The sequence below is a fragment of the Pseudomonas sp. PP3 genome (assembly GCF_905336995.1).
Taxonomy (GTDB): domain Bacteria; phylum Pseudomonadota; class Gammaproteobacteria; order Pseudomonadales; family Pseudomonadaceae; genus Aquipseudomonas; species Aquipseudomonas reinekei.
On sequence record NZ_HG995459.1, the window covers coordinates 2,503,681 to 2,517,048 of the forward strand.

The window sequence follows — 13,368 nt, forward strand, 5'->3', positions numbered from 1 at the left end:
ATCAAACCGTAGGAGCCGGCTTGCTGGCGATCGCGGTGGGGCATTCAGCGATGATGTTGGCTGACACTCCGTCATCGCGAGCAAGCTTGCTCCTACAGTGGATTGGGGCGCACACGAAATCTGCGGGCCCACAGCTATCAAACCGTAGGAGCCGGCTTGCTGGCGATCGCGGTGGGTCATTCAGCGGTGATGTCGGCTGACCGTCCGCCATCGCGAGCAAGCTTGCTCCTACAGGGGGTTGGGTCGCACACAAAATTTGCGTGCCCACAGATATCAACCTGTAGGAGCCGGCTTGCTGGCGATCGCGGCGGGTCATTCAGCGGTGATGTCGGCTGACCGTCCGCCATCGCGAGCAAGCTTGCTCTGCGATGGCAGGGTCAGCGGTTACTCCCGCACGTTCTGGTACAGCATCAATCGCGAGGTTTCGTGCATCGCGCGGGTCAATTGCATCAGGCGTTTGAACTCTTCCGGATTCTGCTCAGCCACGTTGTCGGTGGGCGTCATCGACGCCAGGTCGTGGAGCGTGGGCGAGCTGCCGTCGTGTTCCATTTGCACCATGTAATGTTGGGTCACGCCGGCAATCAACGGGAACGTCCCCTCACGCAGCACCAGCGGTACCACGCGCTCACCCTCGGGCGCTGGCTGCTGGATGTCACGGCCCATGCCGCCGTTGCGGAACTCAAGGCCGGCCATGCCTGCCACGGTCGGCAGCAAGTCCACCAGACCCACCGCTTCCCCGACCTTGCGCGTCCCGATCAAGCCCGGGGCGTGGATGATCATCGGCACCGCATTGCTTTCCAGACCCAGTTGCTCGTAGGCCGGGGCCAGGAAAGGGATCTGGGCGATACGGGTGTTGTGGTCGCCAAACAGCACGAAAATGGTGTTGTCGTAGTAGCCGCCTGCCTTGGCGATTTCCATCAAACGACCGATGTTGAAGTCCAGCAGGCGCACGGCGTTGTACTGCTCGACACTGCGCGAACCGGCGGCCTGGACTTCTTCAAGGGTAGGGTGCTTGACCTCGAATCCATCATTGGTTTTGGGAATGGTGAAGGGACGATGGTTACCGGCGGTCTGTACGTACGCGAAGAACGGTTTGTCCTTGGGCAGCGCTTGCAGGATGCGGTCGGTTTCCTTGAACAGGTCCAGGTCGGAAATGCCCCAGACGTCCACCACCGGTGATTTCCAGTCGCGTTCTTCAAACAGGCGCACGCCGTCGATGCTCTGGCGGATCAAGGCGTTCATGTTGGCCCAACCGGAGTTGCCGCCAATGGTGTAGATCTTCTCGTAACCGGTGAAGGCGTTGATCAGCGAGTGCTGTTTGGTGATCAACGGGTTACGCGTCGCCGTTTCCTGGCGCGTGACGTCAGGGACCCCGGTAATGCTGGCCCAGACGGTTTTCGCGGTCCCGGTCACCGGCACGTAGAAGTGTTCGAAGAACCAGCTCTGGGTGGCCAGGCGATCGATATTGGGCGTCGGGTTGATCGGGTTGCCGTAGGCGCCGACGGCGCTGGTGCCCAAGGATTCAAGCATGACGAACATCACGTTCGGCGGTCGCGACCCCGGTACTTTGTAAGGTTGCGGTGCCTGGTGGCGGACAAAATTCAGGTTTTGCGGATCCGGCTGATCGACCCCCAGGTAGTTGGCCATTACCGCATAGTGTTCACGCACCTGAGCTTCGTCATAACGCGATTGACCGACCTTGACCGTGTCATAGAGGAAAATGACCGGGTTCAGCCCTAGCGCGGCGATCTGGTTATTGCCCGAGAAGAACGCGTCGCTCCAGCGCAACGGCACCGGGTTTTCCAGGTTCATGTTCTCGACACGGCCTAAAATCCCGAGCAGTACCAACACCACCATCACTGCACCGCCCCATGTAGCGGAAAGCGGGTGAATCGGTTGGCGAATGCGATCCAGCGTCACGCGTTCCAGGCGCACCAGGGCCAGTATCACCAAGGCGAGCGTTGCCAGCCAGCCGAGGGTAATCCACACCACCGGGTAGGTCTGCCAGACCATGTCGCGGGAAATTTGAGCGTCCTCGATAAAGCGCAGAACGGTGGCATTGATCCTCATGCCGAGGTACGCGTAGTGCCCGAAATCGACGATGTAGATCAGCAGCAGGGCAGCCAGCGTTACCACCAGGTAGAGGCGTGCGATCCCGCGCAGCAGTCGGCTGCCGATGAGGTTCCAGCGAGGAATCCAGGCCAGCAGCGCCACCGGCAGCATTACCAGGATGGCCAGGCGCAGATCGAAACGAAAGCCGATGCCCAGGGTTTCCAGGACGGTATCGTCGCCGGACAGCGCTTTAGCGTCGAAGCCGGAAAAGCCGAAAAAGAACACCACCCGTAGCACGGCAAACAGCGCGAACAGAATCGCTGTCGCGCCTAGCCAATAGTGCAAACGTCTCGATTGCAGCCAACCCATCCATGTTCCCCTGTTAAAAAATGTCGTCGAATCTCAAGAAGATCGGGATACGTCCCGTGCTGAAACTCGCCACTTGCGCAGGCTGCCGAACAGCCAGCGCATGATAAGCAGTGCAAGTGCGGCGCAGCAGTACAGACCCAGAAGCGGATCAACCAGGTAATCCCAGTAATTTTGCGAAGGCTTTATCCCGGCGACGAAGGCCAGGGTGGCGCTGGCCAGCATCACCACGGCCAGAGAGTTGCGCAGGTAAAACAGGCCGAACGTGAGCAGCGCCATGAGAACCAGCATCGGCCGCGGGCTGTAGCCGAAACGATACGGGTCCATGTCACTCAGGCCGAGCGTCGCCGGGTACAGCACCAGCCCCATTGCCGCGAACAGGATCAACACACCGGTTTTGTTCCGCTGTGCCGGCGCCAGCAAGTCCAGCCGACGCAAACAGCCCCACGCCATGAAGACCAGTGTCGTAATCGCAAGGTCATCGATGTGGCTGCGCAAGTACACCGCCAGGGACAACCCGTCCAGCCGAATGAAACTGGCCGCCAACAAGGCGACCAGTAGCGCGACACGCCAGTACCGGTGCAAACCAAAGGCTGGCAGCAGCAGGAAGATGATCATCGCGAAGGTGATGTGGGCTTGCCAAAGGTTGATCATTTGAGACGCTCGGACAGCCACGCATCGTTGAAAGTGACGTGTTTGATGAAGGTGTTGTTCCAGGAATAAACCAGGTGATACATGCCGTCGGGACTGCGGATGAAGTAGGGATACTCATATTCGAACTCGCAGCCCAGGGAGTTACAGACCCGCGTGTCGAGATTGCTCAGGAATTGCGCCTCCAACGGTTGGCGGAGCGCGCCACTGGAATCGCGAAATTCGTTGCCGATGATTTCCTTGTAGGCCTTGGGCGAAAACGGCGCCCCCGCTGGATCAGGTGATTTGTCCAGGTCCCGCAACGAGCGCCAGTCGTCCATCTTCGCGTCAGTGCCATACAGGCTCAGCTTGAAACGACCCTCCTGCAGGTCATTGAGCGCTACGAGCAAGCCGTGCTCAGGCGTCGCGACGGCCGCCAGCGAAGAGTTGGGGTTCCAGGGGTCGAGCGGATACGGCTCACTCCAGGTTTGCCCGGCGTCTTCGGTGCGGGTCGCCAGAACCCGGTGATGGGTGTTGCCGGCATAGCGCAACAGGGCGATGCCGCGCTGTCCGTCGAGCGGAACGACGGTGGGCTGCAATGAGTTCATGCCGTGGCTGATGCGGTATTTATCGATCACATCGCCGTCGGCGCTCAGATAGAGGTATTCGGCAAACTTGCCCAAAAACTCATGGTAGACCGGCAAACCGATGGACCCGTCAGCATGAAACACCGGTGCCGAGCGGACCAGGGTGCTGATATTCAGAAAGGGCGAAGTGATCAACTGGCGAGGGGCGGACCAATGTCCACCGAAGTCGTCAGAGACCATCACGTTGACCGCACTGCCGGCCCAGCCGCCCATGGACACGGACACGTAGAACAACCACAGACGGTTATCCGGCGCGAGGGCGATCACCGGGTTGCCCAGCTTGCGAATATAGCGTTGGGTGCCTTGCTGGGTCGAACGGCGGGTTGCCAGTACCTGCTCCGACCCCCATTCACCGGTTTTCGCGTCGAATCGGGCGGCACGCACTTCCACATCGGCGGCACCTTCGCGCGAGCCGGCGAACCAGGCGGTCATCAAACTGCCATCAGGCAACGCGGTGACGGCCGAGGAATGCACGAAATCCACCAGCCCGGACGAAGCGAAACGGCTGGTATAGATGGGCTTGGCGACCTGATTGGCCACGGCCATCGCCGGTTTCATCAGGGCAAATGAAGAATGCGTATTGGCAGGGTTGAGCAGCCATGCGGTCGCAAAGAGACAGAGCAGTGCGAGACAAGCACCGAGGGCGGGGACGCCGGGTAGTTTGATGCGCATAGTAAGGCTAGGCATCTCATGGCCCAATAAAGCGCGCTAACCTATCAGTGTTAGTCGCCGATCAGGCTTTCCGCGAATGGCTCATTTGTAAGCAGATGTGTTGGAGGCTCTAGGACGCCGTTTGGACCGCTTCATCAACGATTATTTACCAGGATGGAAAAATTCAAAGCGGCGGCCACACATAGCCACACAAGGTAAGGAAACAGGATCAAGCCAGTGATCAGGTCAAGCCGCAGCGCCATCACCACCATGGCCGCGACCACCAGCCACAGCACTGCCAGGATCACCATCGCGGCGAGAATGCGTTGCGCACCGAAGAACACCGGTGTCCACAGCGTATTGAGCGCAATCTGCGCCGCCCATAACGCCAGCACCGGCTGGCTTGCAGGTATCAGCGTCAACCGGTACCCGGCCCAGGCGAGCAGCAAATAGATGGTCGACCAAGCGACCGGAAACACCCAGTTGGGTGGGGTGAAGCGGGGTTTGATGAGGGACTCGTACCACGGGCCCGGTTTGAAAATGAGGCCCGTGCTCGCCGCGGCGCCGCAGGCCAGTAGAAAAACAAGAAAAGTCATCACTCGTCCTCAGTCAGTTCAGCCGTCTGCAGCCAATTGCGCCTTAGTCCTGATCGGCAGCCACTTCCTTCCAGCTGTCATCCGGATCAAAGCGCTTCATCGCTTTCGCCAGTTTGTCGCCCCCGGGCCCGAGGTCTTTCTCGAACACCTGGCCGTCATGACTGATCATGAAACTCATGACACCGGTGTCATCGTATTTCGCCGGCCAGGCAATCAGGGCAAAACCGCGGCTCATTTTGTCGCCAATGAGGTAGCTGTAGGCACCACCCGGTGCCGAAGGGCCTTGGCCGTCAAGGATGCGGAAGTGGTAGCCGTGCCAGTCTTCGCCGGCAATGGTTTTGCCGAACAGTGGTCCCAACGGGCTGATCTGGCCACTGTCGTCGTCCTCCCAATAGAGGCCGTCGTGCTGGCCGGGGGTGCTGAGGATTTTTTGCGCGTATTCGAGTGCGCCATCACCGTCGCGATCGACAGACGCATAGTCCATCTGCGCGTCGTGATAGGTCAGCACCGATTGCACGGCGGCCAGTTCGTTGCGACCGATTCGGCGCGCGCGGATTTCCACGCTGCCGGCCTTGAGGTCGAAACGCCAACCCTTGGCGTCTTTAATCATGGGGATCGGCAAGGTCCAGTGATCACTGCCGACGGCCAGGTGGGCCTTGCGCTCGTTGGCTTTTTCGATGCTGTGTTGCTCGTGGTACTGCTTGAGAAACGCATCCACATCACTGCGCTGCACGCCTTCACGCGGGATGTAAGTGCGCCAGTCCTCACCGAGCAACTCTGTCAGGCGCGCCTGATCAGCGTGTTCGGTGCCCAGTGCCTCGACGAATGCTTGCGCGGCTTTTTCGGGTGTCGGAAATGCCTGCTGTGCCAACGCCATACTCGACCAGACCAGCCCGGCAGTGATCGCCAGAACATGCGGCAGCAAGCCCATGAGTGCCTTTACAGGAAGTAGGTTTTTCAACGACGGCCCCCCCTTTGACGCGCTGGTGCGGATGGCCGACTGATCGGGTGGCCGGCGGATCGTGCGGCACTGGGGCGCATGGCGGATGCCTGACTGGCCCGGCCACGTGCAGCTTGTACGTTGGTCTGCGACGGTGAGCGTGCGCCGGCGAATGCGTTGTTGCGGGCACTGCCGGCGCTGGCGGCCGGTCTTTTTTGGGATGTCTGGCGCACTTGTGAGCGGTCCTGCGAGCGATCCTGGGTGCGTTGATTCACCTGGCCGGCCTCTCTTCTGGGCTGCTGATTCTCGCGGGTATTTCTGGCGGTGTTCTGGGCTCTGTCAGACGTTCTCGGCCTGTCTGTACCGGACTGCATCCGATTGTTGACCGTGTTTTCCGACTGGGCTCGGCGGGTTTGATCGCGGGCCTCGCGGTTGCTGGTGGCGGGGCGCTCGATACCGTGTTTGTCCATTGAGTTGCGGGCGTTTTCCCGGGCCTGGGCGCGTTGGGCGTTGTCGCCTCGATAAGCGTCACGCTGGCTGGCACCGTTCAATTGTCGGCCATACTGTTCGCGGCTGCGGGTGTCACGGTAGGGCACGCCATCACGGTGAGCAGAGTTGTGTTGCCACTTGTTGTTGGTGATCTGGTTGTTGCGATTAATGTTGTTGTAGCGATTGACGTCGATGTCGACGTCGTTGTTGTCCCAGTCGCAATCGCCCCACAACGACCCGATGATCGCCACACCGGTGCCGAATGCCAGCCCGGCCACCAATGCCGAACCGGGGTAATAGGCCGGTGGCGGTGGGTAATACACGGGGGGCGACGCCGGGTAGGCCCAAGTGCCGTAAGTGGTTGTCGGGTTATACGTGGGCACATACACAACCTGCGGATCGGCAGGCTGAATGATGATAGTGGAGGTGCTGCTGGCCGGTGCAGGGGCGGGCGCCGGAGTGGCGGGGGCGGGTGCCGGCGCTGCCTGAACCGTCACGTTCTGATATTGATTGCTCTGCAGATTGCCTGCCGCCTGGGCTTGATGACGCAGGCGTTGCACGCCGTCCATCAAGTCATCGGGCTGCGCCAGGAAAGCATCACCCAGGCGTTGGACCCAGACGGGATCCTGTCCCAGCGTGGCCAGCACTTGCGGAAAAGCGACCAGCGCCTGCACGCTCGGGTCCCAGGTCTGATTCGCCACTTGTTTGACTGCATCATCGCCCTTGGCGTCCGGGTGCGCTTTCGACCACTTCACCGCCTCGGCGATTTCCCCGGGGTAAGTGGAAGCCATCAGCAGTTGCGCCAGCAAGGGGTCCGGATAAAGCGCAATAGGCGCCAGCATTTGATCCAGCTGCTCCTGGGTGAACACCGCGTCTTTGACGGGCGCCGGGGCAGGCGCAGGTGCAGGCGCGGGCGGGGTCTCGGCAGCGTTTGCCGGGGCCAGTGCGGTGGTCTGCGCCGATTGCGCCAGGCTGGGCGTTCCGCTCAAAAACAGAACAGCCGACATCGCGTAAAACAATGGAATACGCATTACTCCCTCCCTGGGGTCGGGCAGGCTCGAAATGAGAGGATCAACTTCAGGGAGGTCAGTGCCGACTGTGCAAGCCGCAGGCCTCAGTTCGTTGGCGCTCCTTAATCGTAGCAGCGAACCAGAATTTGCCAGGGTTTAACGCAATAGGAGGCTGCGATTTTTCAGGTTGTTCACGCAATCCCGGGGAATGCAGGTAACGCGAATTCCGTAGGAGCCGGCTTGCTGGCGATGGTCGTTAACGATGACGGGTAGGGTCTGGCTGGATGAAATCCGTGGGCAAAAAACTCACCCACACCCACCCATCACCAAAAAAAAGCGGGGACTTTCGTCCCCGCCAGCATCAGCGAAGGCGGATCAGAGCTTTGGCAACTGGCCGATGCGGCCCATCATTTCGGTCACGATCTGCAGGTCGAGCAGGAATTGCTCGGTGGTCTTGAACTCGTTGTCGTTGTGGCCGGTGTATTTCACGTCTGGCATGGCCAGGCCGAATTGCACGCCGTTGGGCAGTTCGTGCACCGAGGTGGCGCCGGCGGAGGTGCCGAACTTGTGTTCCATGCCGAGGTTTTCGCTGGCCACGGCGAGCAGGGCCTTGACCCATTCACCCTCGGGGTTGCGGTACATCGGTTCGGCGATGGAGTAGTCGAAGTTCGGTGCGATCTTGCTTTTCTTGCTCCAGGCGTCGAGCTTGCCGGCGATTTCCGCTTTCAGCGCTTGCGGCGATTTTCCCTTCGGCACGCGCAGGTTGACCGCCAGTTTGAACGCTTTGTCATCCACCCCGACATAGGTCAGGGAAGTGGTCAGCGGCCCCATGAACTCATCGGAAAAACCGACGCCCAATTTGCCACCCAGGTAATCCAGGCCCCAGTTGTCGGCCGCATAGCGGGCGGCATCAGTGATCTGGTTGTGCTTGAGCGCAACCTTGCCGTCCAGGCCATTGATGAAGTCGAGCATCCTCGCCACCGGGTTGACCCCGGATTCAGGCTCGGAGGAGTGCGCGGAAACACCGGTGACGGTCAGCTTGACGTCCTTGCCGTCGACCTTGGCCGCGACCTCGAAGTTGCCGCCGTTGCGCTTGACGTAATCGGCCCCGGCCGTTTGCAGGCTGGCGGCCAGTTCGGCGGGCTTGTCGGTCAGCAGCGTGGCGACCGATGTCGACGGAATCTGGTTGGTGGCCAGGCCGCCGGTCATCGAGATGATTTCCGCGCCTTTGCCCTGGGCTTCACGCTTGGCGAAGCTGGCCATGACCGTGCCGTAGCCTTTCTCGGCGATGACCACCGGATAGCCGCCATCCAGCGCCAGGTTGTAGTTGGGCGTAGGGTTGCGTTCGAAGTAGTAGGGGATGGCGTCGCCGGTAGTTTCTTCGGTGGTGTCGACCAGCAGCTTGAAGTTCCTCGCCAGCGGCAGTTTCTCTTCCTTGATGATTTTCATGGCGTACATCGCCACCACGATGCCGTTCTTGTCATCCTCGGTGCCGCGGCCATACATGCGGTCGCCGATCAGCGTGACCTTGAACGGATCGAGGCGGGTGCCGTCCTTCAGGACCCAGTTTTCCGGCGTGACCGGCACCACGTCGGCATGGGCGTGAATGCCCACGACTTCAGCGCCGCTGCCTTCGAGGGAGATTTCATAGACGCGGTTATCGATGTTGCGGAAGTTCAGGTTGAACGCCTGGGCGAGGCCTTTGATCTTCTCGGCGATCTTGATGAATTCAGGGTTGTCATGCTGTTCCACACCGTCGACGCGCACGGTCGGGATGGCCACCAGTTCCTTCAAGGTTTCGGTGGCGGCGCTGCCGTATTTCAGCCGCGCATACAGGCCTAGCAAACGATGGATTTCGTTCTGTTGCTCAGCGGTCAGCGTCTTGTTGTCGAGGAAGGCTTTGATGGCCGGGCCGAGGTCGTCGGTTTTGGCGATATCGCTTTTGGCCAGGCTGCCAAGGAACTGCCGGAAGTCCTTGACCGAGGCATCGCCGAAGGTCTTGAGAATGATCGCGCTCTGTTGCGGTGTGATGTTGGCGTGGGCAGCGGTGGTGAACGTCGACAGGCTGGCGATCATCAGGGTGGTCGCGGCCAGGTGCTTGAGTGAAAAGTCCATTGCTGGGGGCATTCCTTTGCAGGCAGTTTGTGGGAAATATCTGATCGTTTAATCAGAAACATCTCCAAGCTAACACCACGAGTGTGTGAAACGGGAGCCCCGGAAGTGGGATGTGTCGCACAGAAATGCAAAAGCGGCGCAGAAACGAAAAATCCGCTTTTTCAATGCTTGCATTCCGCCAGCACCACTTGGCAGGTACTTGGCGTGCCGCCGGAACGGCCGGCATAGCGCGCGCAATTGCTCAGGGATTTCTGCCGCGCCATGGTCAGGGTGTCGCCCCAGGCCAGGCCACCTTCGCCGACCGTGGGAAGGGCTTTCGCATAGCAGGCTGAACCGATGTTCGAGGATGCATAGTGAGTCGTAGACGTTTTGCCCGAACATCCGGCGTTCAACGCCAGGCTGATAGCGAGCAGGGCAGGGAGGTGCCATGACGAGCAGAGGTGCGTGTGTTGACTCGTCATTGCGTTTCCCCTTTAGAAGAGGCAGCAGGCGTGTTGAATCTGTACTAATCAGATTAGACGGGTTCAGGGCTTTCGTCCGGCCTCTACGCCCCACGCACGAGCGTTGCAGAGGCCGGACTCACCTGAAAACGGTCAGTAATCCCAGAAAGCCGCTACCCAGCGAAACGCGTTGCCATCGATGGCCACGCGGCCAACCGAAGGGAACGGCAGGTGCGTGGCGACAAACAGCTCTCCGCTGGCTGCCGCTTCTTGCATCAGCCGGACCCGCACGCGCACCGATTCCTCAGGGTCGTGTTCAAAGCCGTTGTGCCAGTCGGGGTGTTCGAAGGCCACCGGGAACAGGGCGTCGCCTGCAAAGGTCAGGCGTTCGCCGCCGGAGTTCACGTAGACCACGCAGTGCCCAGGGGTGTGGCCACCGGTAACTTTGGCGACCACACCCGGTGCGACTTCGTACTCGTCTTCGAAGGTCCGCACGTTGCTGCGGTAATCATTGATGAACTGTTTGGCGGTTGCCCGCAGGACGTCCGGCACCGGCTCTGGCATGACGGTGTGGGCGAAATCGGGCGACTCCCAGAACGCGACCTCGGTCGCTGAAACGTGGATGCGTACGTCTGGCCGCAACTTGTTTTTCACCTCGTCGACCAGCAGCCCGCCGATATGGTCCATGTGCATGTGGGTAATCACCACGTCAGTCACGGAACCCAGATCGATACCGGCAGCCTGCAGGCGCTTGGGAAACTGTCCGGCCCTCGGGAAACCGGGGAATTGCCCGCCCAGCCCGGCGTCGACGAGAATGATTTGCTCGCCGCTGCGTATCACCAGGACGTTCAGCGCCCAATCGAAGGCGTCTGGCCCCAGGAACATGTCCTTGAACCAGGCCGCACGGGCGGCCGGGTCGGCGTTGGTGGACATCGTCGAGGTTGGCAGAGGCAGCACGCCATCGCTGATCACCAGCACGTCAATCTCGCCGACCCGCACGGCGTAGCGCGAAGGAACCAACTCCTCGAATCCCGTTCCACCGACGAGTGTTGTTGCCTGCTGCTGACCGTTGCCTGGCGGATGTGCTCCAGCCTGTTGGGTGGGGTAGTCCAGATGCGTTGTCATGCTCATTCTCCGTTTGCCTGGGTCAAAAGTCGTTGGCGAAAGCGGCTGTTTCGCTGCGAGAGCGACCGATCGCCTGGAGAACGAGTGTGCATCCCGAAGTACCGCGTTCGATACCATACGCAGGTATAGATCCCTCAGGCTTTAGGGTGATCGTTTCCAACCAAAAGGTGGCTGCGTTGTGCGGCGTAACGCCCGCTGGGCAGCGTCATTCAGGACAGATCGTGACGCTATTTCGAGGGTTGGCCATTCGCTGTCGAAAGCGGGAGGGAGAACGAGAAGGTCGCGCCCTGGTCGGGCTGACTGTCTGCCCGGATGGATCCGCCATGCAACTCGATGATCGAGCGGCAAATGGATAACCCGATCCCCATGCCATCTTCCTTGGTGGTGAAAAACGCATCGAACAGCAGCGCAAGGTGCTGTTGGTCAATCCCCGGGCCGTTATCGTGCACTTGCACCACTGCACGGTCCTCTTGCCAATAAACGCCTACATGCAACTCACCCGGCGAGTCTCGGTGGCCGCTCATGGCGTGCAGGCTGTTGACGATCAGGTTTATCACCACCTGCTGGAGCTGGATACGATCGCCTGACACCTTGGGTGAATGGCGCGCGAACGTGCACAACAATCGCACCTGATGACTCTGGATTTCCCGTTCAAGCAGGGCGAGTGAGTCCGTCACTACGGATTGCAGATCCAGTTCTTCGTAGTGCGAATCGCTTTTGCGGGTCAGGTCGCGAATGCGCTTTATCACCTCGGCCGCACGACGCGCATTACTGGCTGCCCTGGCGATGGCAGCGCCGGCTTCCTTGAGGTCGGGAACCGGTCGGTCAAGCCAGCGTTGGGCGGCTTCGGCACTGGAGGTGATGGCTGCCAAAGGCTGATTCACTTCGTGGGCGATGGACGCAGACAGTTCGCCCATCGTTGTATTGCGGCTGATGTGGGCGAGTTCGATTTGCGCGCGATGCAACTGCGCTTCCACATCATGGGTATGGGCCAACAAACTGAATTGCTTTTGCAGTTCATCGCTGGTGCGCCGATTTTTCAAAGCCAGCCAGGTGGCAATGCCGATAGCCGTCAGGCTGACGAGGCAGCGCGCCAGTGCGGCGCTGAACGGATGCTCGTGATGGGAAACAAAGAACCCGGCAGCCGTCAACACCGCGCAGGTCAGTGCCACCCGGCGCAGTCCGCGAATCGAGCAGCAGTCCATGGCCATCATGATGACCAGGACGTACAGCACCGCCACCGCGATATGCAGTTCCGTGAGGGTATCGACGAGAAATATCGCGAACGTGGTTGCCCATAGCGCCAGGCACTTTGCCGTGCCGCGCGGGGAGCCGGACATGACGTTCAGCATGATCCGGCTCTTGCGATGCTGCCGCCGCCCAAGGGCATCAAGCCTTGATGAACGCCAGGAGGTCTGCGTTGATCACGTCGCCATGGGTCGTGCACATGCCGTGGGGCTGGCCCGGGTAGGTTTTCAACGTGCCGTGTCGCAGCAGTTTGATCGACAGCTGCGCCGAGTCAGCGATCGGTACGATCTGGTCGTCTTCACCGTGCAGCACCAGGGTCGGCACCTCGATGTTTTTCAGGTCATCGGTGAAGTCGGTTTCCGAGAAGGCTTTGATGCAGTCGTACTGCGCCTTGATCCCGCCGGTCATGCCCTGGCGCCACCAGTTGTCGATGATCGCTTCGGAGACCTTCGCGCCGGGGCGATTGAAGCCGTAGAACGGCCCGCTCGGAAACTCGCGATAAAACTGCGTGCGATTCTCCGCCACGGCTTTGCGCAAGCCGTCGAAGACGTCCATTGGAATGCCGCCCGGATTTTTCGCGGTGCGCAGCATGATCGGCGGTACCGCACCGATCAGTACCGCTTTGGCCACGCGACCGCGGCCATGTCGCGCCACATAACGGGCCACTTCACCGCCACCGGTGGAGTGACCGATGTGCACGGCATTCCTGATATTCAGGTGCGCCATCAGTTCAGCGACGTCGGCGGCGTAGGTGTCCATGTCGTTGCCGACAGAGGTCTGGGAGGAGCGGCCATGACCACGGCGATCATGGGCGATGACGCGAAAACCCTTGCTGAGGAAGAACAGCATTTGCGCATCCCAGTCGTCACTGGACAGTGGCCAGCCGTGGTGGAATACGATCGGCTGACCGCTGCCCCAGTCCTTGTAGAAAATCTGCGTGCCGTCCTTGACGGTGATCATCCCCGAACCACTGGCACTGCCGTCGCTTTTGCCGCCCGCAGCGGCGGTAGTCGATGCCGATGTCTGCTGCGCCGCCAGCGCAGGCAATGTCACCGCCAG

At 60.4% G+C, this 13,368-nt stretch carries 11 protein-coding genes; all 11 read right to left on the reverse strand.

From position 1 onward, the window contains the following. Positions 1 to 384 precede the first annotated feature (384 nt). A complete protein-coding gene (locus KHO07_RS11540; RefSeq protein ID WP_150734548.1) occupies positions 385 to 2,421 on the reverse strand; it encodes an LTA synthase family protein in 2,037 nt (678 codons plus the stop codon). 33 nt (positions 2,422 to 2,454) lie between these two features. Then, entirely contained in the window at positions 2,455 to 3,072 is a 618-nt protein-coding gene (locus tag KHO07_RS11545) for a hypothetical protein (RefSeq protein WP_212627248.1), read from the reverse strand. Further along, the gene (locus KHO07_RS11550; RefSeq protein ID WP_212627611.1) at positions 3,069 to 4,367 is read right to left on the reverse strand and encodes a sialidase family protein; all 1,299 of its coding nucleotides are present in this window, start codon (positions 4,365 to 4,367) and stop codon (positions 3,069 to 3,071) included. Before KHO07_RS11550 ends, KHO07_RS11545 begins: the two co-directional genes overlap by 4 nt. A 134-nt stretch (positions 4,368 to 4,501) precedes the next feature. Next, the gene (locus KHO07_RS11555; protein WP_212627249.1) at positions 4,502 to 4,942 is read right to left on the reverse strand and encodes a TspO/MBR family protein; all 441 of its coding nucleotides are present in this window, start codon (positions 4,940 to 4,942) and stop codon (positions 4,502 to 4,504) included. Positions 4,943 to 4,985: 43 nt separating this feature from the next. Continuing rightward, a complete protein-coding gene (locus KHO07_RS11560) occupies positions 4,986 to 5,873 on the reverse strand; it encodes a DUF2950 domain-containing protein (protein WP_150734579.1) in 888 nt (295 codons plus the stop codon). A 26-nt stretch (positions 5,874 to 5,899) separates the two neighbouring features. Further along, entirely contained in the window at positions 5,900 to 7,402 is a 1,503-nt protein-coding gene (locus tag KHO07_RS11565; RefSeq protein WP_212627250.1) for a DUF3300 domain-containing protein, read from the reverse strand. 354 nt (positions 7,403 to 7,756) lie between these two features. Next, complete coding sequence (locus KHO07_RS11570) at positions 7,757 to 9,496, reverse strand: dipeptidase (protein WP_212627251.1); 1,740 nt, start codon at positions 9,494 to 9,496, stop codon at positions 7,757 to 7,759. Positions 9,497 to 9,657: 161 nt separating this feature from the next. After that, the gene (locus KHO07_RS11575; RefSeq protein WP_212627252.1) at positions 9,658 to 9,957 is read right to left on the reverse strand and encodes a hypothetical protein; all 300 of its coding nucleotides are present in this window, start codon (positions 9,955 to 9,957) and stop codon (positions 9,658 to 9,660) included. A 132-nt stretch (positions 9,958 to 10,089) separates the two neighbouring features. Beyond that, positions 10,090 to 11,061 carry an MBL fold metallo-hydrolase gene (locus tag KHO07_RS11580; protein ID WP_212627253.1) on the reverse strand — a complete coding sequence of 324 codons (972 nt, stop codon included), beginning with the start codon at positions 11,059 to 11,061 and terminating at the stop codon, positions 10,090 to 10,092. A gap of 227 nt (positions 11,062 to 11,288) precedes the next feature. Beyond that, on the reverse strand, positions 11,289 to 12,413 hold the full coding sequence (locus KHO07_RS11585; protein ID WP_244858285.1) for an ATP-binding protein: 1,125 nt from the start codon (positions 12,411 to 12,413) through the stop codon (positions 11,289 to 11,291). A 37-nt stretch (positions 12,414 to 12,450) separates the two neighbouring features. Beyond that, the gene (locus tag KHO07_RS11590; protein WP_212627613.1) at positions 12,451 to 13,269 is read right to left on the reverse strand and encodes an alpha/beta hydrolase; all 819 of its coding nucleotides are present in this window, start codon (positions 13,267 to 13,269) and stop codon (positions 12,451 to 12,453) included. Between the last annotated feature and the right edge of the window lie 99 nt (positions 13,270 to 13,368).

Coding starts and splice junctions, on each gene's coding strand:
- KHO07_RS11540 (WP_150734548.1), bottom strand. CDS start 2,421: ATGGGTTGGCTGCAATCGAGACGTTTGCACTATTGGCTAGGCGCGACA.
- KHO07_RS11545 (WP_212627248.1), bottom strand. CDS start 3,072: ATGATCAACCTTTGGCAAGCCCACATCACCTTCGCGATGATCATCTTC.
- KHO07_RS11550 (WP_212627611.1), bottom strand. CDS start 4,367: ATGCGCATCAAACTACCCGGCGTCCCCGCCCTCGGTGCTTGTCTCGCA.
- KHO07_RS11555 (WP_212627249.1), bottom strand. CDS start 4,942: ATGACTTTTCTTGTTTTTCTACTGGCCTGCGGCGCCGCGGCGAGCACG.
- KHO07_RS11560 (WP_150734579.1), bottom strand. CDS start 5,873: ATGGGCTTGCTGCCGCATGTTCTGGCGATCACTGCCGGGCTGGTCTGG.
- KHO07_RS11565 (WP_212627250.1), bottom strand. CDS start 7,402: ATGCGTATTCCATTGTTTTACGCGATGTCGGCTGTTCTGTTTTTGAGC.
- KHO07_RS11570 (WP_212627251.1), bottom strand. CDS start 9,496: ATGGACTTTTCACTCAAGCACCTGGCCGCGACCACCCTGATGATCGCC.
- KHO07_RS11575 (WP_212627252.1), bottom strand. CDS start 9,957: ATGACGAGTCAACACACGCACCTCTGCTCGTCATGGCACCTCCCTGCC.
- KHO07_RS11580 (WP_212627253.1), bottom strand. CDS start 11,061: ATGACAACGCATCTGGACTACCCCACCCAACAGGCTGGAGCACATCCG.
- KHO07_RS11585 (WP_244858285.1), bottom strand. CDS start 12,413: ATGCTGAACGTCATGTCCGGCTCCCCGCGCGGCACGGCAAAGTGCCTG.
- KHO07_RS11590 (WP_212627613.1), bottom strand. CDS start 13,269: ATGATCACCGTCAAGGACGGCACGCAGATTTTCTACAAGGACTGGGGC.